This is a genomic window from Actinokineospora sp. UTMC 2448 (assembly GCF_024760565.1).
GTDB lineage: Bacteria > Actinomycetota > Actinomycetes > Mycobacteriales > Pseudonocardiaceae > Actinokineospora > Actinokineospora fastidiosa.
This window is the reverse complement of record NZ_CP031087.1, coordinates 6074145-6096861: the sequence shown is the minus strand read 5'-3', so window position 1 is coordinate 6096861 and position 22717 is coordinate 6074145. Positions and strand designations below refer to the sequence as shown.

Sequence of the window (22717 nt, the reverse complement as noted above, 5' to 3'; positions counted from 1 at the left end):
CGTAGGCTCCCCGGACCGTGGACGCACGCACCGGATTGCCCGTTGTCGGGATGGTCGGCGGCGGTCAGCTGGCGCGGATGACGCACCAGGCCGCGGTCGCCCTCGGCCAGACCCTGCACGTGTTGGCCGTCTCGGCCGACGACCCCGCCGCCCTGGTCTCCCCGGCGATCACGCTGGGCCACCACACCGACCTCGCCGCGCTGCGCTCGTTCGCGGCCGGGTGCGACGTGCTGACCTTCGACCACGAGCACGTGCCGACCGAGCACCTGCGGACGCTGGCCGCCGAGGGCGTCGCCGTCCGGCCGGGCCCCGGCGCCCTGGTCCACGCGCAGGACAAGCTGGTCATGCGGCGCAGGCTGGCCGACATGGGCGCGCCGGTCCCGGAGTTCGCCGAGGTCGCCGCCGTCGAGGACGTGGTCAGGTTCGGCGACGCGCACGGGTGGCCGGTCGTGCTGAAGACCGCCCGCGGCGGGTACGACGGGCGCGGCGTGTGGATGCTGGACTCGCCGGAGGCCGCCGCCGAGGTCGTGGCGTCGCTGGCGGGCAGGCCGCTGCTGGTCGAGGCGAAGGTGGCCATGCGCCGGGAGCTGTCGGCGCTGGTGGCCCGGTCCCCGTTCGGCCAGGGCGCGTGCTGGCCGGTGGTGGAGACCGTGCAGGTGGACGGCATCTGCGTGGAGACCCTCGCCCCCGCGCCGGGGCTCTCCGACGAGCTGGAGCAGCAGGCCCAGGAGCTGGCCCTGCGGGTGGCCCGCGAGCTGGACGTGGTCGGCGTGCTGGCCGTCGAGCTGTTCGAGACCGAGGACGGCATCGTCGTCAACGAGCTGGCGATGCGCGCCCACAACTCCGGGCACTGGACCATCGAGGGCGCGCGGACCTCGCAGTTCGAGCAGCACCTGCGGGCGGTGCTGGACTACCCGCTGGGCGCCACCGACCTGGTCGCGCCCGCCGTCGTCATGGCGAACGTGCTGGGCGCGCCGTCGACGCCGTCGATGGGCATGGACGAGCGCATCCACCACCTGTTCGCCCGCTTCCGCGACGCCCACGTGCACTACTACGGCAAGCAGGAGCGGCCCGGGCGCAAGATCGGGCACGTGACGCTGCTCGGCGCCGACCTGGCGGACGTGCGCTCCCGGGCCCGGCTCGCCGCCCACTGGCTGTCCCACGCCGTCTGGCTCGACGGCTACGAGATCCACTAGGAGCGCGCGGTGACTGTCGTCGGGATCATCATGGGCAGCGACTCGGACTGGCCGGTCATGTCGGCCGCCGCCGAGGCGCTGGACGAGTTCGGGGTGGCCTACGAGGTCGGCGTGTACTCCGCGCACCGGACGCCGCGGCGGATGATGGACTACGCCGAGTCGGCGGCCGGGCGCGGCCTGCGCGCGATCATCGCCGGGGCGGGCGGGGCGGCCCACCTGCCCGGGATGGTCGCCTCGGCGACCACGCTGCCGGTGATCGGGGTGCCGGTGCCGCTGAAGTACCTCGACGGGATGGACTCGCTGCTGTCGATCGTGCAGATGCCCGCGGGCATCCCGGTGGCCACGGTGTCGATCGGCGGGGCGCGCAACGCGGGCCTGCTGGCGGTGCGGATGCTGGCGGCGTTCGACGAGGGCCTGGCGGCCCGGGTGGCGGAGTTCCAGTCGTCGCTGGAGCGGATGGTGCTCGACAAGGACGCGGCCTTGCGGGCGTCGGTGCGTCAGAACACAAGGACATCCTAGTAAACGGTTGCTAACCTGGTGGGCAGACTTTGTGCCTACCGGGAGGTAACTGTGGACGCCGGTCTCTACCAGCTCAGCGACGAGCACAACGCGCTGCGCGAGGCCGTGCGCGACCTCGCCGAGAAGGAGATCGCCCCGCACGCCGCCGACGTCGACGAGCAGGAGCGCTACCCGGTCGAGGCGTCCGCCGCCCTGGCCAAGGCGGGCTTCGCTGCCCCGCACATCCCCGAGGCCTACGACGGCCAGGGCGCCGACTCGGTGGCGACCAACATCGTCATCGAGGAGGTGGCGCGGGTCTGCGCGTCCTCGTCGCTGATCCCGGCGGTCAACAAGCTCGGCACCATGAACCTGATCCTCGGCGGGTCGGAGGCGCTGAAGAAGCAGGTCCTCCCGGCCATCGCCGCCGGTGAGATGGCCTCCTACGCGCTGTCCGAGCGCGAGGCGGGCTCCGACACGGCGTCCATGCGCACCCGCGCCCGCCTGGACGGCTCATCCTGGGTGCTGAACGGCACCAAATGCTGGATCACCAACGCGGGCGAGTCGTCCTGGTACACGGTCATGGCGGTGTCCGACCCGACGGCCGCCAAGCCAGCGGACGGCATCTCGGCGTTCATGGTCCACAAGGACGACCCCGGGTTCGTGGTGGGCCCCAAGGAGCGCAAGCTCGGCATCAAGGGCTCCCCGACCAGGGAGATCTACTTCGAGGACTGCACGATCCCGGCCGACCGCGTCATCGGCGAGCCCGGCCAGGGCCTGCGCCTGGCGTTCAAGACCCTCGACCACACCCGCCACTCCATCGGCGCCCAGGCCCTCGGCATCGCCCAGGGCGCCCTGGACGCGTCGGTGGCGTACGTGAAGGAACGCAAGCAGTTCGGCCGCGCGATCGCCGACTTCCAGGGCATCCAGTTCATGCTGGCGGACATGGCCATGAAGATCGAGGCCGCCCGCCACCTGGTCTACGCCGCCGCCGCCAAGGTCGAACGCGGCGAGAAGGACGCCAGCTTCGTCTCCAGCGCCGCCAAGACCTTCGCCTCCGACACGGCAATGGAGGTCACCACCAACGCGGTCCAGTTGTTTGGTGGGGCCGGCTATACGCGTGACTTCCCAGTCGAGCGCATGATGCGGGACGCGAAGATCACCCAGATCTACGAGGGCACCAACCAAATCCAGCGCATGGTCATGGCCCGAGCGCTGCTCAAGGGCTAGATTGATCTTGTAACCCGGCCCCGGGGGCGGTCTGGTTTCAAGATCAGGCCGTCTCTAGGCCGTGTGGTGCGAGTTGGCTGTCTGCTGGGTTATGCATCAGGCGAGGTGGGTCGTTCCGCTATCGTTTCAGCTTCTTGGAGCTTCGACTCCAACTCTTCCATCACCGGGACCAGGCTGGCTGCTAGTTCGCTTGGGTTAGACCCGTGGACGTCTAGTTCTTCGGATGGTTTCATTAGGAGGCTTTGACTTGGGATTGTTTGATCATAACGGATCGGGAAGCGCCCTAGGAGCGCCTCCCCTATAGCATACTTTACTGTGCTAATCACGACTGTTCCTCTGTATGGACCGTGCATGCCGACAGGTGGGCGTAAGCCGGCATTGATTCGTAACTCTTTCTTTAGGTCCCAATAACGGCGTTCGCATTCCTCGATTCGCTCTTGAAGGCGAGTAAGTTCAACCATGGACAGTTCGTCTATGGCCGATTTTCGCAGTTCGCGTAAAGAGGTGAGCTGGACATTCGTCAAGGTGGCAGCCTCGAAAGCTCCGCTTTGAAAACCATTCTCCGCCATCAAGATTCCCCGATCGGCCCCTAAATCTGCCACAATCTCACGCAATGCAAGCACGTGGAGCTTAGAAACCGAACGCTTCCAATTCTTGCATTCAACGACCCAAAGGACCTTGAATCCGGCCTTTTCTGTAAACACGGCGACATCGATGTCGTGTGAAGTCCGCACTCCTTGGATAGTGGCATCTGTCTCGGCGGACATGCCAATCTCGCGAAAAAACGCTGCTACTTCTTCTTGGTAGTCCTGCCAGTCGCTCATTGGTCCATTATTGCTGTTCGTGGAACAGCAAGTCGACAGCCAGCCGCGCCCGGTCGTGACTGGACGGCACCATGCGGGTGTAGACGCGGAGGGTGAACCCGGCGTCAGCGTGGCCGAGGTAGGCCGACAGCTCCTTGATCGAGACGCCTTGCGCCAGCAGCATCGAGGCGTAGAAGTGCCGCAGCAGCCCGCCGAGAGCAGGAGCGCACCACGGCGGGCGGTTCAAGATCAGGCCGTCTCCAGGCCGTCAGAGGTCGGGCAGCAGTGGAAACCGGCGAGAAGTGTCGAGAACGTCTTCGCAGCTCAGGGGCTATCCACGTGGGAAGACGCCGAGGTCGGAAAGGCCAGGAGAGCAATCACCCAGATCTACGAGGGCACCAACCAGATCCAGCGCATGGTGATGGCCCGGGCCCTGCTGAAGGGTTAGTCCGAATCTTGTAGCGCGGCCCCTGGGGACGGTCTGATCTTGTGTCAGGGCCGTCCCCGGGTCGTTAGCGGCCCGGGAGTTGTCAGAGAGGCGCGGGACTACCGCGGTGGCTTGCTGATCGGCGACACGCCCACTGTCGGGGTGGTGGGTGGGGGTGGCGTGGTCTTGGGCCACTCTCGGGCGGATGACGACGGTCACCACTGAGGCGGATCTCCGGGCGGCGCTGCGGGACGGAGGTGACATCACGGCGGATCTGGCTGTCGAGTTGTCCGAGCCGTTGGAGTTGGGGGTCGCGGGGACACGGGTGCGCGGTGGGCGGTACCGGGTCGATTCCGGGCCTGCGTGGGTTGGGTGGGTGTCCGAGGTCGAGCTGGCGGGGATGTGGGTCGGCGGTGGGCGGCGGGGTTCGCCGGTATACGACAAGGCGCAGCGGCTCATCCATCTGGTGGGGACTGAGGCCGCACGGCTCGCCGGGGTTGTGGTTCGGGACTGTCGGATCGGGGAGTCGCGGGGGGACGCGGTCAGGTTGGAGTGGTGTGTCGACTCGCAGGTGCGGGGGGTGGTCGCGCGTGGGCTGCTCTACGCCGGGGTGATGGTGATCTCCGGGGAGCGGGTGGTCGTCGAGGGCTGCACAGTCACGGACGCCCCGCTGAGTCCCGGGGTGGTCAACACCTACGGCATCGCGGTCACCGATTACGCCAACACCGAGCAGGCGCGGTCGCGGGATTGTGCGGTTGTGGGCAACACCGTCAGCCTGATCGACTGGGAGGGGATCGACACGCACGGTGGGGACGGGATTCTGGTCGCGGGCAACACCGTGCAGGGGTGTCCGCGGGGTGTTGCGTTGGTGGTGGGCAACGAGACCCGGACCACCGCGCCCACCCGGTGCACCGTGACCGGGAACAGCATCAGCGCTCGCGGCATGCGGGTCGCGCAGCGGGAGGGGATTGTCCTGGGTGGACTTCCCCGGCGGGCGGCGAGTGCGGTGGTCAGCGGGAATCGGATCGACGGTTACCGGCGGCCTTACCTCTGGGGCGACTACATCGGCGAGATCGTCGTCAGCGGCAACAACCACCCGATGATCCCCTGGTCCGGACTCGACCTGACCGGCAGCGACTTCAGCGAGGACCCGCGTGACCCGCTGCGGTACATGGTCGACGGCGGCGAGGCCCGGCTTCGGGGCGCGGTGGTCGGCGAGGGCTCTCATGTCGGGCGCATCCCGTCGCCGCACGGTAGGCCGTTGGTGGCCACCCGGGTGTCGGACACGCTCGTCGTGTTCCCGGATGGCGCTGTGCGGGTGTCCGAAGAGGACGTTCTGCCCGTCGTGGGCACGTGGCGGGTCAGGGCTTGAGGAGGGTCAGGTAGGCCATGCCCAGCACCTCGCGCCAGCCGCGCAGCCAGGCGGTGCGGTGTGCGGCGGCTCGGGCGGCGACGTCCGTCGCGTCGGGGTTGGCCTGGAGCCAGCGCTGCCTGCCCAGCGCGTGACGGGACTCGAAGTCGTCCCACTCGTCCAGGGTGGCCTGGGAGAGGTGCAGCAGCTGGTAGCCGTGGTCGAGGGCGAGGTCGACCAACTCGGCCATGCTCCGGTACTCCTCGCGCGCCATGGGCATCACGGCAAGGCGCTCGGCGGACGGCGGGACCTGCCAGAAGCCCTCGCCCAGCAGGAGCCGACCGCCGGGCCGCAACAGCCCATGCACGGCCCGCAACGCGTTCGCCGTGTGGTCGACCGGATCGCCGCCCCAGACGTGGGTCGCGCCGTTGACGATCACGACGTCCGCACTGCCCGTCCACGCCCCGGCGTCGCCGACCTCCAGGGTCACCGCCAGCCCCCGCGCCTCGGCGGTGGCCCGCCCATGCTCGATCGCCACCGCGTCCAGGTCGACCCCGTGCCCGACAGCCCCGCGAGCCACCGCGCGCAGAAGCAGTTCCCCCCACCCACACCCCAGATCGACGACCCGCCGCCCCTCCAACGGCCCGAGCGTCGTGAGCAGATGATCGGCCCGCGCGGAGGACAGCGGACCGTTGAAGTCGAGGTCTTCGAAGAGAGGTGGCATCACCGTTGGCAGGGTGGTCCGCCGCCGCTGCCGAGGCAATCGAATTACCCCCGCTCAACGCCCGCCCAGTCCTGGAGTCGCTCGGCAAGGGTGCGGATGTCCACCATTCCGGCCGCCACCTCCCGCACGAGGTCCAGTGCCTCGTCCATCGGTGTGTCCAGGCGGTGGCCGTTCAGATCGCAGAAGGTGACTGCGGCGACCCAGGCCAAGCGCCAGTTGCCCTCGCGCAGGGGCTTTCCGCGGACGATCGCCTCCAGCAGTGCCGCCGCCTTCAGCCACAGGGTGTCGTAAGCGGGCATGCCCATCACGACGGCCTGGGGGCGGAGGACGGCTGTGTAGATCACACCCAGGTCGTCGACCACCAAGTCCTCCGACACCACGGCCGACGCGAGCACCAGCAGGTCGTCGGCGTCCAGATAGCGCGTCGCGTTCGGGCGGAGGTGGGCCAGGAGGGACTGGTCCGTCTCCTCGATCCGCCCGCGCAGCGCGCGCAGGTGTTCGCCGAGGGAGCCGAACGCGTCGGCGAGGTCGTCGGTCATGGGGTCACCCAGCCCGCGAAGACGCGTTCGGCGTCGGTGAACTTCATGAGGGCGCCCTCGGCTCGGGTGAGGACGTCGCGGAGGGTGGGGGTTCGGGCCCGGATGTCGCCCAGGGTGGTGGTCAGGCGGGTGATCGCCGAGGACAGGGCGGCAGTCTCCGCGGCGATCTCGGTGACGCGCTCGCGGAAGCGCTGCCGCCCGGACAGGGCGGCGGTGTCCAAACCGGAATCCGGCCAGCCCAGCACGGCCCGCACGTCGGTGTCCACCCGGACGACGTCCTCGGCGAAGCGGGTGGCGTGGGTGTCCAGGCGGGCCGTCAGGGGGATGAGGTCGGTCGGCGGACCGGGCACGGTGGTGACCAGCAGGCTGGACGTGATCGGCGCCTGCAGCGCCACCAGCTCGGTGTGGAAGCCCGCCAGGCTCGACGCCAGCCTCGGCACCGCCGCCGACGCCGACCGGATGAGGGCGTCGTACGCGCCCGGGTCCGCCGCGGAGGGCGCCGCGGCGCGGCTGAGGTCCAGCAGGGACCGGGCCAGCGCGCGGACCGTGGCGCGGAACTCGCGGTCGTGCGGCTCGGCGGCGCGCAGGGCGGTGATGTCCTGGTGCTGGTAGCGCGCCGCCAGCGCCATCAGCGCGTCCGGGGCGTCGCACGAGAGGTCCGGGACCGGGACGTACAGCAGGGACAGCACGCGGTCGGCCAGCCCGCTCCGCTTGGCCTTGGACACGAACGCCAGGAACTCCTCCCGGCAGAACGTGCTCTGGAAGTACCGCGGCGTCAGCACCGGGATGAAGAACGCCGCCGAGGCCACCGCAGCCTCGATCCGGTCGCGCCAGTCGTCGCCCCAGGCCAGGTCGGTGTCGATGAACAGCTCCAGCTCGGCCCCGGCGATCATCGCGAACTCGTCGCGCACGGCCTGGGCGAGGGTGGTGAGCATGCCGCGGTCGTGGCGGTCGTCGTCGATCCGGTACGACCAGAAGGCGCGGACCATGCGGCTCCTCCAAGCGCGGTGATCGGGAAAAGAGGCTACCGGGTTCGTCGTTGAGGACCGAACCTGTCCGGAACCCGCCATACAGTGGCCCCAGACACCGAGAGGGGAACCACGATGACCACCACCGAGACCGTCCTGACCGGCGAGCGGGCCGACATCCTGGAGTCGCTGGCCAAGGCCCGCCACTTCCTGCGCCACACCGTCCGCGGCCTGACCGACGAGCAGGCGCGCGCCCGCACCACCGAGAGCGAGCTGACCCTCGGCGGTCTCATCAAGCACGTGGCCGCCACCGAGCTGCAGTGGCGCCGGTTCATCACCGACGGACCCAGGGCCATGGACTTCTCCAGCGACGCCGTCGAGGGCTGGCTGGACAACTTCCGGCTCACCGGCACGCTGGAGGAGGTCCTCGACAGCTACGCCGAGGTCGCCAGCGAGACCGACGAGCTGGTCAAGACCGTCGACCTCGACCTCGCCCACCCGCTGCCCACGGCGCCCTGGTTCGAGGCGGACGTGAGCTGGACGGCCCGCCGCGCCCTGCTGCACATCGTCGCCGAGACCGCGCAGCACGCGGGCCACGCCGACATCATCCGCGAGTCCCTCGACGGCCAGAAGTCCATGGGCTGACCCATGTGGACCACCGGCGTCCCGCCGTCCGACGCCGGTGGCCGCCCGTTCGCCGCTCACCCCGTCCGCCTGGCGGGACGCCCTTGCGGGGCGGGTGATCCACTGTGACCCTGACGGGTGTGACCGATCGCACCTGCCCGCACTGCGAGGGCCTGGGCCTGTTGCGGTGGCAGCAGGCGATCCCCACCGAGGACGGGTTCGTGCTGCGCGAGATGGAGCACCCCTGCCCCAAGGGCTGCGGCGGGCACTGGCGGCATCCCGCCGCCGAGGCCGACCTGGTGATCGACTTAGGACTGCCCGGCGCGGAAGAGCCGGTTCACGAGCGGTTGGTAGAGCGACCCGAGTAGCCGGGGCAGCAGGTCGATCGCGTAGGCGTCCGGCCCGACGAGCACCCGCGCCTTGTCCTTCCGCGCCCCGTCGAGGATCCTTCGGGCCGCTGCGTCCGGGGACGTGATGGCGACCTTGTCGAGGGAGCGGTTGAAGTCCGCCTTCTCGCTGGGGTCGGACGTGCGGCCCTTGCGCGCGATGTTGGTCTTGATCCCGCCCGGGTGCACGCACGTCACCCCGACCCCGGTGCCCGCCATCTCCTGGCGTAGCGCCTCGGTGAACCCGCGCACCGCGAACTTCGAGGCGTTGTACGCGCTCAGCGACGGCACGGCGATCAGCCCGAACGCGCTGGAGATGTTGACCACCGACCCGCGCGCGGCGACCAGGTGCGGCAGGAACGCCCGGGTGCCGTGCACGACGCCCCAGAAGTTGACGTCCATGACCCAGCGCAGCTCCTCGTCGGACATCTGCGCCACGGTGCCCTTCAGCGCCACGCCCGCGTTGTTGACCACCAGGTCGACCCGGCCGAACTCGGCGGCGACCGCCGCGGCGTGGGCGTGGACCGCGTCGCGGTCGGCGACGTCGAGCCGGTAGCGGCGAGCGCCGGTCTCGGGGAGCTCGTCGATGTCGGACGCGGCCACCCGCGCGCCCTCGGCGAGCAGCCGCCGCACGAGCGCCGCGCCGATGCCCGACGCCGCGCCCGTCACCACGGCCACCTTGTCGGCGAACGATCGGGTCACAGGTCGACGGTAGTGCGCTCGGCGGCCCGGTGCGCGTCCAGCCGCGCGGGGTTGCTCACCTGCACCACGGACCCGCCCGCGGCCAGCGGCGCGACCAGTGCGGCCAGCACGCCGTCCGGCACCGTCCAGTCCCGTGTGGACAGCACGCGGGCGCCACGCGGCAGATCGAGGGCGCGGGCGGCGGCCAGCACCTCGTCGACCGTCATCCCGGCCAGCGCGGGCGTGTCGCCGGGCAGCGGGCCGCCCAGGAAGTCGTCGCCGCACAGCCGCGCCTCGCCGACGAAGTCCGCCGCGCCGTCGACCGGGCCGCCGAGGTCGCGGCCCATCGGGTCCAGCGACACCGCGGCGAGCACGCCGGGGCCGGTCTCGCCGGGGACCACGAAGGTCACCCGCGCGTCGCCGTCGGCGACCACGTGCGCGCCGCACCACCAGGCGCCCAGCAGCACCCCGGCGGTTTGCCAGTGCGCGGGCAGCCGCACCGCCACCGGGTCGCCCGGCTCGATGTCGTGCTCGTCGACCAGCCAGTTCGCGGTCTTGGCCGCCCAGTTCGCCAGCGTCGCCGCCGACAGCTCGACGCGGGTGCCCGCGGCGTCGTCGTAGTGGGTGACGGCGGGCCGCGCGGGCGGCAGGGGGCTCAGCAGGTGCTCGGTCAGGCTCACGGGGCTTCCTCAGTCGACGCAGGGGACGGCGGCGCGGGCGCGCGCGTTGAGGGTCAACAGCCTGCCGCCCATCAGGCCGTCGCCCACCACGGGCGGCGGCGCGGGCTTCGGCGGCGGCGCGTCGGAGACCAGCGCGGCCACGTACGCGCGCACGGCGGGCACGTCGACGGTGATGATGCTCTGCCCCCGGTCGTTGCGCGCGCCGACGCCGGTCACCGGGATGGTGACGAACTCGACCTGCCCCGACGCCAGCGCCCGCGCCTGGTTGACCAGGTCGAGGAAGTGCAGGCCCGGGTCCATCACGACGGTCCTGGACACCGCGTCCTCCAGCGCGCCCAGCCGGCGGGGGTCGGTCAGCGTGCCGCCGCTGAGCACCTTGTTCATCGCCGAGGCCAGGAACGTCTGCTGGCGCACGATCCGGTCGAGGTCCCCGCGCGGCAGGCCCTTGCGCTGGCGCACGAACGCCACGGCGTCGCCGCCGCGCACCGTCTGCGGGCCGGCGCGGAAGCTGGCCCCGGAGTCGGGGTCGCTGGTGCCGTGGTTGAGGCAGACGTCCACGCCGTCGATGGCCTCGGTGAGCAGATAGAACCCGTACAGGGTGATCTCGGCGTAGTGGTCGACGCGCACGCCGGTCAGGCCCTGCACGGCCTGGATGAGCGCCGTGCGGCCCGCGCTGTCGGACTCGCGCTCGATCCGCTCCCGGTCGGCCTCCCCGGCGTCGACCATGGCCTGCGCCTTGAGCGCCTTCACCACGCCGAACGCGCCGTTGATCTTCTCGTCGCGGTGCCCGGGGACGGTCACGTAGGTGTCGCGCGGGATGGACACCGCGTAGCCCTTGCCGCCGCTCTTGGGCAGGCGCAGCAGGATGAGCGTGTCGGTGTTGACCGTGTCGGTGGCCTCGGTGCGCAGTTGGCGCAGCACCTCGGCCGACAGCGGCCTGCCCTGCAGGTCGGTGCGGGTGTCGCTGCCGACGAGGAGGATGTCGTTGGCGCCGTCGTCCGCCGGCGGGGCGTCCGGGCCCTCCTGGGCGACGACGAGCGCGTCGGTCGTGGTCACCTTCTCCTGGAAGGTGTCGATCCGCGCCCACACCACCGCCATGGCCGCGACCACGGCGGCCGACACCAGCGTGACCACGCCGCGCCCGGTCCACAGCAGGCCGCGGCGCACCCCCGTCTTCTCCGTCACGATCCCCTCCCTCGCCCCCGGTGAAGCCTAGACAACCGGGGACGGTGGACGCGCGCGTTCCCGGCCGCTCGCGCCCACCGATCACCGATCGTGATCAGGGGCGTCAGTTCACGCAGGGGACCGAGCCCGCGGCGACCGTCGGCCGGGTCGGCGCGGTGGGGGGCTGCATGCGCAGGATCTCCCGGCCGCCGAGCCCACTGGTCTGGAAGCTGGTGCCCAGCACGACCCGGACGTGCCCGGTGGCCACGGACGCGTCGGCGACGAAGGTGAAGTCCCCGCCCAGTGACGCCGCCACTGTCCTGGCCTTGTCCTGCTCGTCCTCGGCGTGGCGGATCACCGACCCGGACTGGACGCGCTCGTCGCCGACGCCGCCGGGCAGGTAGCCCAGGGCGGTCAGGGCCTTCAGCACGTCACCGGCGAGGCCGATCGTGTTGGAGGCGTTGCGCACCTCGACGGTGATGTCCTCGACCGCGGTGGTGGTGGGCGCGGTCGTGGAGGCGCCGGTCGTCGAGGTCGTCGTCGGGCTGACAGTGCCGGTGGCCGCCTGGTCGACGACGCCGGTGACCTGCTCGACGTAGGCGCGCACCTCGTCCGGGTCGACCTGCAGCACGGCGGCGCCGCCGATGGTGGCGTCGCCCTGGGTGGGGATCGTGTGGAACTCGATGTTGCCGCTGACCAGCCCCGACATCTGCGCGGCGAACCGCGAGAGGTTCCAGCCGTTGGACAGCACGACCGAGCGCTGCACCGCCGAGATGAGCTCGCGGGCCTTCGTCGGGCTGGTCAGCATCTCCGCGGAGAGCACCTTGTCGGCCAGCGCGCCGAGGAACACCTGCTGGCGCACGATCCGGTCGAGGTCGCCGTTGGGCAGGCCGTAGCGCTGGCGCACGAACGCCAGCGCCTCCCGCCCGGAGATCGTCTGCCTGCCCGCCCGGAACCGCGCGCCGGAGCGCCAGTCGTCCACCGGCTCGTTCAGGCACACCTCGACCCCGCCGATGGCCTTGGTGACCTCGTAGAAGCTGGCCAGGTTGACCTCGGCGTAGCGCTCGATGGTCAGTTCGGGGCCGACCAGCCGCTCGATGGCGGCGATGAGGTTCTTGCGGCCCGCGACCGTGGCCCGCCGGTCCAGCTCGTCGGGTTCGTCGACGCCCTCGTCCAGCAGGGTGGCGCGGGTGTCGTTGTAGGCGTGGGCGAACGCGGAGTTGAGCCGGGCCTTGCCGAAGCCCTCGCCGATGTCGACCCAGGAGTCGCGGGGGAAGGAGAAGGCCACCGCGCGCCTGCCGTCGACCGGGATGTGCACCAGGATCATGGTGTCGGTGTTGCGCTCGCCCTCGGCCTCCCCGGCGTTGAGCATGTCCAGCACCTCGCGCGGCAGCGGGTTGCCGTAGGCGTCGGTGCGGCTGTCGATGCCGACCAGCAGCAGGTCGACCGCGCCGTCGAGGGGCTCGGGACCGGACTCGGCCACCTCGACCGGGATGACGTCGGTGGTGACGGTGTCGGCGTCGACGTCGCCGAAGGTCACCCACCCGTACGCGGCGGCGGCCAGGACGCTGACCGAGGCGAGGGCGGCCACGCTGCGCACCAGCGCCCGGCCTCCGCGTAACCACGCCTCCTGGGCACGCTCGTCCACGCGCGTCCTCCCCGTTCCCCCACCGGCCCGTCCACCGCCAATTTACCGAGACTCCACCCGTAAGTGTTCGCTCGCCGGTATCGATAACACGCAGTGACAGGGCTCCCGGTTGCCTCGCGTGCGAGGATCGGTGCGCCCAGGACGACGATCGATGGGACGGACATGCGGGTTTTGGTCACTGGCGGTGCGGGCTTCATCGGCTCGCACTACGTGCGGCAGGCCGTCGGCGGGGCGTACCCGAGCCTGGCCGACGCCGAGGTCGTGGTGCTCGACCTGCTCACCTACGCGGGCAACCGGGCCAACCTCGACCCGGTCGCCGACAGCCCCCGGCTGCGCTTCGTGCAGGGCGACATCTGCGACGCGGAGCTGGTGTCCTCGCTGATGGCGGGCACCGACCTGGTCGTGCACTTCGCCGCGGAGTCCCATGTCGACCGCTCGATCGCCGGGTCGGCCGAGTTCATCCGCACCAACGTGCTGGGCACGCAGACGCTGCTGCAGGCCGCCCTCGACGCCGACGTGCGCAAGTTCGTGCACGTCTCGACCGACGAGGTGTACGGCTCGATCGAGGTCGGGTCGTGGCCGGAGACCCACCCGCTGGAGCCGAACTCGCCGTACAGCGCGTCCAAGGCGTCCTCGGACCTGATCGCCCGCTCGTACTACCGCACCCACGGACTCCCCGTCTGTGTCACGCGGTGCTCGAACAACTACGGTCCGTACCAGTTCCCCGAGAAGGTCATCCCGCTGTTCACCACCAACCTGTTGGACGGCAAGAAGGTCCCGCTCTACGGCGACGGGCTGAACGTGCGCGACTGGCTGCACGTCGACGACCACTGCCACGGCATCCAGCTGGTCGCCGACGGCGGCAGGCCGGGGGAGGTCTACAACATCGGCGGCGGCACCGAGCTGACCAACCGCGAGCTGACCTCGCTGCTGCTGGAGGCGACGGGCGCGGACGAGTCCATGGTGCAGCCGGTGATCGACCGCAAGGCCCACGACCGGCGCTACTCCGTCGACATCACCAAGATCTCCACCGAGCTCGGCTACGCCCCGCGCGTGCCGTTCGAGACCGGTCTGGCCGAGACCGTGGCCTGGTACCGGGACAACCGGGCGTGGTGGGAGCCGCTGCGCGCGCGGGCCGGGGTGTGACCGTGCTGAACCTGCTGGTGACCGGGGGCGGCGGGCAGCTCGGCCGCTCCCTGGCCGAGGTGCCCGGCGTGGCCGTCCACGCGCCCACCTCGGCCGAGCTGGACGTGACCTCGGCGGGCGCGGTCATCGAGGCGGTGTCCTCGCTGGCCGCCCCCGCGGTGGTGATCAACGCGGCGGCGTACACCGCGGTGGACAAGGCCGAGTCCGAGCCCGCCAGGGCGTTCGCGGTCAACGCCGACGCGCCCCGGGTGCTCGCCGCTGCCTGCTCGTCGCGCAATGTGCCGCTGATCCACGTGTCGACGGACTACGTCTTCGCGGGCGACGCCACCACGCCGTACGACGTGGACTCACCGGTCGGTCCACAGGGGACCTACGGGGTGACGAAGCTGGCGGGCGAGGACGCCGTGCTCGGCTCCGGGGCCCGCTCATGGATCGTGCGGACGTCGTGGGTCTACAGCGCCTACGGGTCGAACTTCGTGAAGACCATGGCGCGACTGGAGTCCTCGCGGGAGACGCTGTCCGTTGTGGACGACCAGCGCGGCGCGCCGACCTGGGCGGCCGACCTGGCCGCCGGGCTGGTGGAGCTGGCGAACCGGATCGCCGGGGGCGCGGCGCCCGCGTCCCGGATCCTGCACTGCACGGGCGGTGGCGAGACGACGTGGTTCGAGTTCGCCCGGGCCGTCTTCACCGAGCTGGGCGCGGACCCGGACCGCGTATCGCCCTGCACCACGGCGGACTACCCCACGCCCGCGAAGCGCCCGGCGTACTCCGTGCTGTCGAACGCCTCGTGGGTCGAGGCGGGCCTGACCCCGCTGCGGCCGTGGCGGGAGGCCCTGTCGGCGGCGTTCGCCGCGCACGACTTCCGGGTCAGTTCGTGAGCGCCTTGCGGTAGGCGGCGATGGTGAGCTCGGCGCAGCGCCGCCAGGTGTGGCTGGCCGCGTGCGTGCGCCGGGTCGCCAGGGTCGCCGGTGACGGCGGGTTCTCCAGGGCCGCGGTCAGGGCCGTGGCCATGGCCTCGGTGTCCTCGTACGGCACGAGCGTGGCGTGCCCGCCAGCGACCTCGCGCAGCGCGGGCACGTCCGTGCACACCACCGGCACGTCGCAGGCCATGGCCTCCAGCACCGGGAGCCCGAAGCCCTCGTCCCGGGAGGGCAGGACCAGCGCCGAGGCCCCGGCGACCACAGCGCGCAGGTCCACTTCGGACAGGTAGCCGGTGGACAGCACGCGCGCGGACGCGGTCTCGTGGCCCGGCCCGGCCAGCACCAGCGGCGGCAGCGACGGGGTGGCGGCGTGGGCGTCGAGCAGCCAGTGCAGCGCCTTGCGCGGGCCCGCGCCGCCGACGAACAGCAGGTACTCCGACGGCAGGCCGAGCCGCTCGGTGAGCGCGTCGTTCGGCGGCCGGGCGGTGAACCAGGCCAGGTCGACGCCCAGCGGGGTCACCGCGATCCGCTCCGCCGGGACGGCGAGGCGCTCGGTGACCCGGTCGGCGACGGCCTGGGTCGGCACGCAGATCATCCGCGCGCGGCGGGCCGAGATCGCCACCAGCTCCGGCAGCGTGGCGTCGCTGGGCGGCAGCTCGTCGGGCGCGTCGAGGAAGGCCAGGTCGTGGATGGTGAGCACGCCGCGCGCGCGGAGGGCGGCGGGCAGGACGAAGTTGGTCCCGTGCACGATGTCGGCGAGCCCGGCGAACAGCTCGACCGGCGGGAACGGCGCGCGCAGCCACGCCTTGCGCAGCAGCCGGGCGGGGACGGGCATGCCGCGCGCCTGCGAGCCGTGCGGGAGGACGCGCCGCAGCGCCCGCCACCCGCGCAGGGTGAACGCCACCGCGCGCATGGACACCCCGGCCGCGGCGGCCAGCTCCTCGGCCAGCGCGGCGGTGTAGCGCCCGACGCCGGTCCGCGCGCCGAGCAGGGGCGTGCCGTCGATGAGTACCCGCAGGTCAGCCATGGGCCCTTCCCAGCATGATGAGCGCGACGGGTCCGCGGTCAGCCATCGGTCCGGCCCCCCAACCGCTCCCTGGCCACCCTGCGGACCCGGCCCGCGGCGCGGCGGGCCAGTTCCCCCGCGCCGCCCGCGTCCAGGTACTCGCGGACCAGCCCCAGGTCGCGGCGCACGCGGTCGGCCACGCCCATGGCGGGCCGGGTGACCAGCGGCGACGCGCCGGGCAGCCGGTCGGCGGCCGGGCGCGGGTCGCGGCAGAAGGCGGTCAGCGGGGCCAGGACGTTCTCCCAGGTGAAGCTCTCCCGGACCGCGGCGATCCGGTCCCGGCACGCGGTGGCGAAATCGGTGTCGTACAGCACCTTCTCCAGCGCGTCGGCCAGCGCGTGCGGGTCCTCGGAGGGGACGACCACGCCCAGGCCCTCCCGCCGCACCAGCGAGGCGAAGGAGTCGCCGTCGGTGGTGACGATCGGCAGGCCCGCCCACAGGTAGTCCAGGACCCGGGTCCGGAACGCGAAGGTCGTCTCGACGTGCTCGAAGTGGGTGGTCACCCCGCAGTCGGCGTCGAGCAGCCAGTTCTGCCGCTCCTCGTAGGGCACCCACGTCTCGTTGAAGAACACCGACGAGCCGGTCAGCCCCAGCCGCGCCGACAGCGCCCGCACCCGCGCGCCGATGTCCATCTCCGGCACCTCGGGGTTCGGGTGCTTCATCCCCAGGAACACCAGCCGCGCGTCCTTGCGGCGGGTCGCCAGCTCGCCCATCGCCTCGACCAGGGTCAGCGGGTCGAACCACGAGTAGACCCCGCCCGCCCACAGCACGACCCGGTCAGACCCGCCCACCAGCCTGCCCTTGATCGGCGAGCTGGTCTGCTGCGGCGGCTTGCCGGACAGGCCGAAGGGCACCACGTCCAGCAGCGAGCGCAGGGTCGGGTCGGTGTCGTAGATGTCGGGGGTGAGCCTGCCCAGCGCCATCAGGTGGCCGAGCCAGAAGTGCCGCTGGCGCTCGCTGGCGCAGATGAAGAAGTCGCCGCGCTCCAGCTGGGCGTTGAGCACCTTCGTCACGCCGATGAGGTCCAGCTCGCGCTGCTCGGCGACGGTGTCCTTGCCCTGCTCCAGCAGTTCCAGGTGCATCGGGTCGTAGACGTCGCAGACCACGATCTTGGTCGAGCTGGTCTTCTTCAGCTCGGGGGCCAGCTCCAGCGCGTGCCCCTGCAGCACCACGATGTCGGCCCAGTCGACCTGCGCGGGCAGCTCGCGGCGGCGCACGCCCAGCACGGGGAAGGCCGCCTCCGGGGGAGCGCAGACCGGGTTGACGGTGACCAGCCGCACGTCGTGCTCGGCGGCCAGGACGTCGGCCATGTTCCAGGCGCGGATCGCCGGACCGGCCATCCGCTCGGAGATCGTGTCGCCGGTGACGACGAGCACCCTGCGCCTGCCGCCGAAGGCCGCCTCCAGCCCGAATGCCTCGACGAGGATGTCGTGCGCGGCCAGGTAGCGCGGCAGCGGGTAGGCGGGCTCCATCGCCTTGCGCATCAGCGGGACCAGGTCGGCGTCCGACCGCACCCGCGCTGCCTGCTCGGCCTCCCGCGACGCGCTCAGCGACGGCAGCAGCTCCACGAACTGGTCGATGGCGAGCACCCCGGCCAGCGTGGCCGCCGGGATGGACGTCTGGATCGGCTGGTCGCGGATCTCCAGCTGGGTCGGGTCGACCTCCCCGCGCGCGGTCGCCCTGCGGATGGCCAGCGCCATCGCGGCGGGCAGCGCCTTGGCGAGCGTGTCGTCGGAGAGGTTCTTGTAGAGCGCGGCGAGGGCGTTGCGCTCCAACAGGTACAGCTCGCGCGCCTCAGCGTCCTCCACTTTGGACATCGAGGCGTGGTGGCGGTGGAAGGCCAGGGAGTCGGGCTGGTAGCGCACCCGCCAGCCGCGCAGGTTCAGCCGCCAGCCGAGGTCGACGTCCTCGTAGAACATGAAGAACCGCTCGTCGAACCCGCCCAGCTCGGCGAAGACGCTCGTGCGCACGAACATGGCCGAGCCGGTGGCGAACAACACGTCCCGGGGAGCGTCGTGCCTGCCGTCGTCGGGCTGACCGGCGTGGCGCTTGTAGCCCATGCCGAACCAGGTCATGCCCCCGTCGACGAAGTCGATGCGCTCGCCGTCCCAGTCCAGCACCTTGCTGGCCACGCACGCGACGTCGGGGTGCTCGGCCAGCGTGCGCACGGCCGCCTTCGCCCAGTCCTCGTGCGGGCGGGCGTCGTTGTTGAGGAAGGCGAGCACTTGGCCGCGGGCGTGCGCGGCGCCGAGGTTGCAGCCCCCCGCGAACCCCAGGTTCTCGTCACTGCGCACCAGCTCGACCCCGTCGACAGCCGCGATCCGGTCGGCGTCATCGCCCCCGGAGGCGTTGTCGACGCAGATCACCTGCAGCCGATCGGCCGGGTAGTCGAGGTCGGACCGCAGCGCCCGCAGACACGCGACGGTGTCCTCGGCCCCCCGGTAGTTGACCACCACCACCGACAGTTCGGGCAGCACCCCCTGAGCCAACGCCTGCCTCCTCACGCCTCACCCACGCTTTGCTAGGCACAGCGTGCCTCATCGCAGGCAGTGATGGCGTGCCGACGCCTCTGGTTGGCTGTCGGCATGGGTATGGGGAAGCTCGCGGCACTGATCACGACACCGGTCGGACTGGCGATCGCGCTCGCCGGGCTGAACGCGGCCGACCGGATGGGCGCGTTCGTGCTGGGCACCGAGATCACCGACCGGGGCGTCGCGACCGTCCTGGGCTGCCAGGACGAGGGCGTGATCGACGGGCTCACCGTCGGCGACCTCTGGCGGTGCGACCTGGACGTGCGCTGGGACAGCGGTCGGGTGGAGCGGGTGCGGCCCGACGACCCGCTGCAGTTCGGCCCGGAGGACGGGCAGGTCGCCGTGGTCGAGCGGGCGGTGCCGCAGGGCAACCGGACGGGGGCGCGCGCCGCGCAGGTCTACCGGGCCGACTTCGAGCCCCGGCCGCTGTGGCTGATCGCGCTGGTCGGCGGGGGTCTGGGCGTGCTCGGGGCACTGGTGGCCCTCTCGCCCATCGCGAGGAAATCGTGATCGGGCGGAACCGGACGCAACCGGCTCCCGTCGGAGCCGGTGGAGACGGAGGTGCGGGATGAGTTCTCCCGAGTCGATGCTGGCCGGGTTCCAGGCGCAGATCGAGGCGAAGCTGCGCCAGGCCGACGAACTGCGGGCGGTGACCGAGCGGCTGCGCGTGACCGAGACGAGCGCCGACTCGTCGGTGACGGTGGTGGTGGACGCGACGGGCAACGTGGCCGACCTGCGGCTGACCCACGCCGCGCTGGACAAGGCCCCCGACGAGGTCGCCGCGTCGATCCTGACCGTGCTCAGGACCGCGCAGGCCAAGGTCGGCGATCGGGTCCGCGAGTCGGTCGCCCCGCTGATCGGCGGCGACTCCGAGACGATGGGGATGCTCATGGCCGGGTACGACGACCGGTTCGGGCGGGCCGAGCCGCAGACCCCGCCCGCGCGCCCCCGCGACGACGACGACTTCGACCAGCGCGACAGCTGGCTCGACTGAGGGGACAGGGACATGCCCGACGGGTACGACGTCCACACCGACGCCATGCGCGCCCACGCGGGCAGGCTGGACGGGATCAGCGGCCAGCTGGCCACCGCGCAGGACGCCGCGAGCCAGGTCTCGCTGAACGGCACCGACGCCTACGGCATCCTGTGCAGCCCCATCCTCACCCCGCTGATCGGGGCCATCGAGGTGCTGGGCATGGGCGCGATCGCCACCACCCAGGGCGCCGTGGGCGCCACCGCGGGCGGCGTCCGGGCGATGGCCGACTCCTACGACTTCGCCGAACAGGCGGCGAAGGACATGTTCGACGCGATCGACGACCTGCTGGGGAACTGACATGACCAATCCGCTCGTCGCCCCTGTGACCCCGCTGACCAGCCCGGAAGACGGCATGGTCGTCTACGACTTCGCGGTCGACGCCAAGAAGGCCATCGACAACGGCGACTACCTCGAGGCCGGGATCGCGGGCGGGGCGGCCGCGCTGGACGCCCTCGCGGTGATCGCCGACCCGTTCGGCGCGCTGCTCTCCGGGGCGTTCGCCTGGGCGATGGAGCACGTCGATCCGCTGCCGGAGATGCTGAACAGCCTCGCTGGCAACCCCGACATCGTGCAGTCCAACGCCACGACCTGGGCCAACGTGGCCAACCACCTGCGCACCACCGGGGCGGACATGACCAGGGTCGTCACCGAGGACACCGCGCCCTGGCGCGGGCCTGCGGTCGACGCCTACACCCCGGTCGCCCTCGGCGAGGCCAAGCTGATCGAGGCCGCCGCGGTCGCCGCCGACGCCGTCTCCGCTGCGGTGTCCGGCGCGGGCATCGCGGTCTCCGTCGTGCGCACCACGGTGCGCGACCTGATCGCCGACGCGTGCGCGGAAATCGTCAAGTGGCTGGCCAAGGCCGCGCTCGCCGCGGTCGTCACGGTCGGGCTGGCCACCCCCGCGCTGGTCGCCGACATCATCCGGATCGTGGCCAAGTGGTCGAAGCGGGTCTCGGACTGGCTGCAGAAGATCGTCAACACCATGAAGAAGCTGGCCGACATCGTCAGCCGGGTGAAGCCGGTGCTGGAGAAGGTCAAGACCACGATGGAGCCGATCAAGCGGATCTCCGACCGGGTCGGGGACCTGCCGATCGCCAACCTGACCCAGACCCAGAAGATCATCCGCAACACCGCGGTCACCGGCAGCACCTACGACGACCAGGAGTTCGCCCGGACCTAGGTCCACTCCCGCCACACCCTGGCCCGGCTCGCGCGGTCCGCGCGCGGGCGGGGCACCCTGGCCAGCACCTCGGCCAGGACCCGCACCCGCAGACGGAACCGGAAGTTCGGGGCGTCCGGCTTGGCGCGGCGCAGGGGAAGCACGGCGGTCAGCGCGGCGAAGCGGGCGAGCTGGGTCCACGCGACGCGGCGGGGGGCGCACCGGAAGAGGGTGCGGAGGCGGTTGCGTTCGTTCCACAGGTGGAAGCGCTCCGACCCGATCGCGGTGCTCGCGCCGTGGGCGTGGGTCACCCGCGCCTCGGGGACGCTGATGACGTCCCAGCCCGCCAGGCGCATGCGCCACGCGGTGTCGGTGTCCTCGTAGTAGCAGAAGTAGTCCGCCGGGATCTCGCCCACGGCCTCGGTGCGCAGCAGGGCCGCGCCGCCGCAGAAGCCGAAGACGGGGGTCTCGTCGCTGTCGTAGCCGTGGCCGTCGGCGGTCAGGCGCACGCCCAGCGACTGGGTGGCGCCGTCCGGCCGCAGCAGGTGCGCGCTCGCCGCCGCCGCGTCGGGGCGCGCGTCGAGGGCGTCCTCCAGCCGGGCCAGCCAGTCCGGCTCGGGGACGGCGTCGTCGTTCAGCCAGGCGGTGTACGGCGTCGTGGGGCGCACCGCGGCCAGTCCGCCCGCGTAACCCGCGTTGACCGGCAGCCGCAGCACCTCGACCCCCGCGTCCGCCAGGATCTCGGCGGTGCCGTCGTCGGAGGCGTTGTCCACCACGACCGTCCGGTGTGGACGGGTCTGGGCCGCCAGCGCGGCCAGGCAGGCGGCGATGTGGTCGCGGCCCCGCCAGGTGACCACGACGACCGTCGTGCGGGCATCCACGGCGACGACCGTACCCTGGGCCGGTGCCCGCGCTCGCCGTGCTCACCGAGCAGCTCGTCGCCCCCGTGCCCGGCGGAACCGGCCGCTACACCCGCGAGCTGACCGCCGCGCTCGCCGCCGCCGCCCCCGAGGGCTGGCGCGTCGAGGGCCGCACCGCGTGGCGCCGCGACACCGGGCCCGCCGCCATCCCCGGTATCCGCACCCGCAGGCTCCCCCTGCCCCGCCGGGCGCTCACGCTGGCCTGGGAGCGCGGCCTCCCGCCCCGCCCGCGCGCGGACAGCCTGCACGCCCCCACCCCGCTGGCCCCGGACGGCGCGGTCGTCACCGTCCACGACACCGTGCCCTACACCCATCCCGAGACGCTGACCCCGCGCGGCGTGGTCTGGCACCGCCGCATGATCGAGCGGGCCGTGACACGCGCCCGCGCGGTCGTCGTGCCCACGCATGCCGTCGCGGAGGAACTGGCCCGCTTCGCCCCCGGGCCCGCCCCGGTCCACGTGATCGGGCACGGCGTCACCGCGCTGCCCACCGCCGACGTCGATCTCGGCCTGCCGCGCGAGTACGTGCTGGCCGTCGGCACCGTCGAACCGCGCAAGGGGCTCGACGTCCTGGTCGAGGCCATGCCCGCGGTCGGCCTGCCCCTCGTGGTCGCGGGCCCGCCGGGCTGGGGGAACGTCGACCTGCGCGCGCTGGCCGCCCGCAGCGGCGCGGAGGTCCACGTGCTCGGCCGGGTCACCGACGCCGAACTGGGCGCCGCGCTGCGCGGCGCCGCGGTCCTCGCCGTGCCCAGCCGGGCCGAGGGGTTCGGGCTGCCGCTGCTGGAGGCGATGGCCGAGGGCGTGCCGGTCGTGCACTCCGACGCCCCCGCGCTGGTCGAGGTGGCCGCCGGTACCGGCGTCGTCGCCCGCCGTGACGACCCGCACGACCTGGCCCGCGCGGTGCGCGCCGCGCTGGAGTCCCCCGACGAGCGCGTGACCAGGGCGCGGGCGCGGGCAGCTGAGTTCACCTGGGCGCGCGCCGCGGCCCGGGTGTGGGCGGTCCACCTGGAGTGACATGGGGACC

The 22717-nt window shown here is 72.1% G+C and carries 25 protein-coding genes; 13 read left to right on the top strand and 12 right to left on the bottom strand.

Annotated features, from left to right (window positions below):
- The first annotated feature begins 17 nt into the window (after positions 1 to 17).
- The 3 genes from Actkin_RS27835 to Actkin_RS27825 are packed head-to-tail and all read left to right on the top strand — an operon-like array spanning position 18 to position 2921.
- Positions 18 to 1196, top strand: coding sequence for a 5-(carboxyamino)imidazole ribonucleotide synthase (locus Actkin_RS27835; protein ID WP_258904823.1), 1179 nt, complete (start codon positions 18 to 20; stop codon positions 1194 to 1196).
- Positions 1197 to 1226: 30 nt separating this feature from the next.
- Positions 1227 to 1715 carry a 5-(carboxyamino)imidazole ribonucleotide mutase gene (gene purE / locus Actkin_RS27830; RefSeq protein ID WP_189210159.1) on the top strand — a complete coding sequence of 163 codons (489 nt, stop codon included), beginning with the start codon at positions 1227 to 1229 and terminating at the stop codon, positions 1713 to 1715.
- A 51-nt stretch (positions 1716 to 1766) separates the two neighbouring features.
- Positions 1767 to 2921, top strand: coding sequence for an acyl-CoA dehydrogenase family protein (locus Actkin_RS27825; RefSeq protein WP_258904822.1), 1155 nt, complete (start codon positions 1767 to 1769; stop codon positions 2919 to 2921).
- An 89-nt stretch (positions 2922 to 3010) separates the two neighbouring features.
- On the opposite strand, the gene Actkin_RS27820 is transcribed toward Actkin_RS27825, so the two are convergent.
- Together Actkin_RS27820 and Actkin_RS27815 are read right to left on the bottom strand one after the other, a co-directional pair.
- Positions 3011 to 3745 carry a restriction endonuclease gene (locus Actkin_RS27820; protein ID WP_258904821.1) on the bottom strand — a complete coding sequence of 245 codons (735 nt, stop codon included), beginning with the start codon at positions 3743 to 3745 and terminating at the stop codon, positions 3011 to 3013.
- Positions 3746 to 3752: 7 nt separating this feature from the next.
- Positions 3753 to 3971 carry a site-specific integrase gene (locus tag Actkin_RS27815; RefSeq protein WP_258904820.1) on the bottom strand — a complete coding sequence of 73 codons (219 nt, stop codon included), beginning with the start codon at positions 3969 to 3971 and terminating at the stop codon, positions 3753 to 3755.
- Between the two features lie 385 nt (positions 3972 to 4356).
- On the opposite strand from Actkin_RS27815, the gene Actkin_RS27810 reads away from it, so the two are divergent.
- Positions 4357 to 5523, top strand: a complete 1167-nt coding sequence (locus Actkin_RS27810) for a right-handed parallel beta-helix repeat-containing protein (protein WP_309569086.1) — start codon at positions 4357 to 4359, stop codon at positions 5521 to 5523.
- Here the strand turns inward: Actkin_RS27810 and Actkin_RS27805 are convergent.
- From Actkin_RS27805 to Actkin_RS27795, 3 genes are read right to left on the bottom strand one after another with little or no spacing between them, the layout of a single operon-like run.
- The gene (locus Actkin_RS27805) at positions 5513 to 6226 is read right to left on the bottom strand and encodes an SAM-dependent methyltransferase (RefSeq protein ID WP_258907999.1); all 714 of its coding nucleotides are present in this window, start codon (positions 6224 to 6226) and stop codon (positions 5513 to 5515) included. The genes Actkin_RS27810 and Actkin_RS27805 overlap by 11 nt on opposite strands.
- 44 nt (positions 6227 to 6270) lie before the next feature.
- A complete protein-coding gene (locus Actkin_RS27800; RefSeq protein ID WP_258904819.1) occupies positions 6271 to 6765 on the bottom strand; it encodes a type II toxin-antitoxin system death-on-curing family toxin in 495 nt (164 codons plus the stop codon).
- Positions 6762 to 7754, bottom strand: a complete 993-nt coding sequence (locus Actkin_RS27795) for a toll/interleukin-1 receptor domain-containing protein (RefSeq protein ID WP_258904818.1) — start codon at positions 7752 to 7754, stop codon at positions 6762 to 6764. The genes Actkin_RS27800 and Actkin_RS27795 overlap by 4 nt, the downstream gene beginning before the upstream one ends.
- A 114-nt stretch (positions 7755 to 7868) precedes the next feature.
- Between Actkin_RS27795 and Actkin_RS27790 the strand changes: the two genes are divergently transcribed.
- Together Actkin_RS27790 and Actkin_RS27785 are read left to right on the top strand one after the other, a co-directional pair.
- On the top strand, positions 7869 to 8378 hold the full coding sequence (locus Actkin_RS27790) for a DinB family protein (RefSeq protein ID WP_189209771.1): 510 nt from the start codon (positions 7869 to 7871) through the stop codon (positions 8376 to 8378).
- 119 nt (positions 8379 to 8497) lie between these two features.
- Positions 8498 to 8725, top strand: coding sequence for a hypothetical protein (locus tag Actkin_RS27785; protein ID WP_189209772.1), 228 nt, complete (start codon positions 8498 to 8500; stop codon positions 8723 to 8725).
- Here Actkin_RS27785 and Actkin_RS27780 read toward each other — a convergent pair.
- The 4 genes from Actkin_RS27780 to Actkin_RS27765 all read right to left on the bottom strand — a co-directional run bounded on the left by Actkin_RS27780 (position 8666) and on the right by Actkin_RS27765 (position 12916).
- Positions 8666 to 9445, bottom strand: coding sequence for an SDR family NAD(P)-dependent oxidoreductase (locus tag Actkin_RS27780; RefSeq protein ID WP_189209773.1), 780 nt, complete (start codon positions 9443 to 9445; stop codon positions 8666 to 8668). The genes Actkin_RS27785 and Actkin_RS27780 overlap by 60 nt on opposite strands.
- The gene (locus Actkin_RS27775; RefSeq protein ID WP_258904817.1) at positions 9442 to 10104 is read right to left on the bottom strand and encodes a TIGR03089 family protein; all 663 of its coding nucleotides are present in this window, start codon (positions 10102 to 10104) and stop codon (positions 9442 to 9444) included. Before Actkin_RS27775 ends, Actkin_RS27780 begins: the two co-directional genes overlap by 4 nt.
- A gap of 9 nt (positions 10105 to 10113) precedes the next feature.
- Positions 10114 to 11289: an LCP family protein gene (locus tag Actkin_RS27770; protein WP_258904816.1), complete on the bottom strand. Its 1176-nt coding sequence runs from the start codon at positions 11287 to 11289 to the stop codon at positions 10114 to 10116.
- A 103-nt stretch (positions 11290 to 11392) separates the two neighbouring features.
- On the bottom strand, positions 11393 to 12916 hold the full coding sequence (locus tag Actkin_RS27765) for an LCP family protein (protein WP_258904815.1): 1524 nt from the start codon (positions 12914 to 12916) through the stop codon (positions 11393 to 11395).
- A 162-nt stretch (positions 12917 to 13078) separates the two neighbouring features.
- Between Actkin_RS27765 and rfbB the strand changes: the two genes are divergently transcribed.
- Positions 13079 to 14062 carry a dTDP-glucose 4,6-dehydratase gene (gene rfbB / locus Actkin_RS27760; protein WP_189209776.1) on the top strand — a complete coding sequence of 328 codons (984 nt, stop codon included), beginning with the start codon at positions 13079 to 13081 and terminating at the stop codon, positions 14060 to 14062.
- On the top strand, positions 14059 to 14940 hold the full coding sequence (rfbD, locus tag Actkin_RS27755) for a dTDP-4-dehydrorhamnose reductase (protein ID WP_258904814.1): 882 nt from the start codon (positions 14059 to 14061) through the stop codon (positions 14938 to 14940). The genes rfbB and rfbD overlap by 4 nt, the downstream gene beginning before the upstream one ends.
- On the opposite strand, the gene Actkin_RS27750 is transcribed toward rfbD, so the two are convergent.
- Positions 14930 to 16009 (bottom strand): glycosyltransferase family 4 protein, encoded by a 1080-nt coding sequence (locus Actkin_RS27750; protein WP_189209778.1) that lies wholly within the window; start codon positions 16007 to 16009, stop codon positions 14930 to 14932. The genes rfbD and Actkin_RS27750 overlap by 11 nt on opposite strands.
- 38 nt (positions 16010 to 16047) lie before the next feature.
- Positions 16048 to 18537: a glycosyltransferase gene (locus tag Actkin_RS27745; RefSeq protein WP_258904813.1), complete on the bottom strand. Its 2490-nt coding sequence runs from the start codon at positions 18535 to 18537 to the stop codon at positions 16048 to 16050.
- A gap of 96 nt (positions 18538 to 18633) precedes the next feature.
- On the opposite strand from Actkin_RS27745, the gene Actkin_RS27740 reads away from it, so the two are divergent.
- From Actkin_RS27740 to Actkin_RS27725, 4 genes are read left to right on the top strand one after another with little or no spacing between them, the layout of a single operon-like run.
- Positions 18634 to 19089 (top strand): DUF6346 domain-containing protein, encoded by a 456-nt coding sequence (locus Actkin_RS27740; RefSeq protein WP_189209780.1) that lies wholly within the window; start codon positions 18634 to 18636, stop codon positions 19087 to 19089.
- 58 nt (positions 19090 to 19147) lie between these two features.
- Complete coding sequence (locus Actkin_RS27735; RefSeq protein WP_189209781.1) at positions 19148 to 19573, top strand: YbaB/EbfC family nucleoid-associated protein; 426 nt, start codon at positions 19148 to 19150, stop codon at positions 19571 to 19573.
- Positions 19574 to 19585: 12 nt separating this feature from the next.
- Positions 19586 to 19912: a type VII secretion target gene (locus tag Actkin_RS27730; protein ID WP_258904812.1), complete on the top strand. Its 327-nt coding sequence runs from the start codon at positions 19586 to 19588 to the stop codon at positions 19910 to 19912.
- 1 nt (position 19913) lies between these two features.
- Positions 19914 to 20795, top strand: a complete 882-nt coding sequence (locus tag Actkin_RS27725) for a hypothetical protein (RefSeq protein WP_189209783.1) — start codon at positions 19914 to 19916, stop codon at positions 20793 to 20795.
- Here Actkin_RS27725 and Actkin_RS27720 read toward each other — a convergent pair.
- Positions 20792 to 21655, bottom strand: coding sequence for a glycosyltransferase family 2 protein (locus tag Actkin_RS27720; protein WP_189209784.1), 864 nt, complete (start codon positions 21653 to 21655; stop codon positions 20792 to 20794). The two genes, Actkin_RS27725 and Actkin_RS27720, sit on opposite strands and share 4 nt — an antisense overlap.
- 23 nt (positions 21656 to 21678) lie before the next feature.
- Here Actkin_RS27720 and Actkin_RS27715 point away from each other — a divergent pair, with 23 nt between their 5' ends.
- Entirely contained in the window at positions 21679 to 22707 is a 1029-nt protein-coding gene (locus tag Actkin_RS27715) for a glycosyltransferase family 4 protein (RefSeq protein WP_258904811.1), read from the top strand.
- Positions 22708 to 22717 lie beyond the last annotated feature (10 nt).

Coding starts and splice junctions, on each gene's coding strand:
- purE (WP_189210159.1), top strand. CDS start 1,227: ATGGGCAGCGACTCGGACTGGCCGGTCATGTCGGCCGCCGCCGAGGCG.
- Actkin_RS27820 (WP_258904821.1), bottom strand. CDS start 3,745: ATGAGCGACTGGCAGGACTACCAAGAAGAAGTAGCAGCGTTTTTTCGC.
- Actkin_RS27810 (WP_309569086.1), top strand. CDS start 4,357: ATGACGACGGTCACCACTGAGGCGGATCTCCGGGCGGCGCTGCGGGAC.
- Actkin_RS27805 (WP_258907999.1), bottom strand. CDS start 6,226: ATGCCACCTCTCTTCGAAGACCTCGACTTCAACGGTCCGCTGTCCTCC.
- Actkin_RS27800 (WP_258904819.1), bottom strand. CDS start 6,765: ATGACCGACGACCTCGCCGACGCGTTCGGCTCCCTCGGCGAACACCTG.
- Actkin_RS27795 (WP_258904818.1), bottom strand. CDS start 7,754: ATGGTCCGCGCCTTCTGGTCGTACCGGATCGACGACGACCGCCACGAC.
- Actkin_RS27790 (WP_189209771.1), top strand. CDS start 7,869: ATGACCACCACCGAGACCGTCCTGACCGGCGAGCGGGCCGACATCCTG.
- rfbB (WP_189209776.1), top strand. CDS start 13,079: ATGCGGGTTTTGGTCACTGGCGGTGCGGGCTTCATCGGCTCGCACTAC.
- Actkin_RS27750 (WP_189209778.1), bottom strand. CDS start 16,009: ATGGCTGACCTGCGGGTACTCATCGACGGCACGCCCCTGCTCGGCGCG.
- Actkin_RS27740 (WP_189209780.1), top strand. CDS start 18,634: ATGGGTATGGGGAAGCTCGCGGCACTGATCACGACACCGGTCGGACTG.
- Actkin_RS27735 (WP_189209781.1), top strand. CDS start 19,148: ATGAGTTCTCCCGAGTCGATGCTGGCCGGGTTCCAGGCGCAGATCGAG.
- Actkin_RS27730 (WP_258904812.1), top strand. CDS start 19,586: ATGCCCGACGGGTACGACGTCCACACCGACGCCATGCGCGCCCACGCG.
- Actkin_RS27725 (WP_189209783.1), top strand. CDS start 19,914: ATGACCAATCCGCTCGTCGCCCCTGTGACCCCGCTGACCAGCCCGGAA.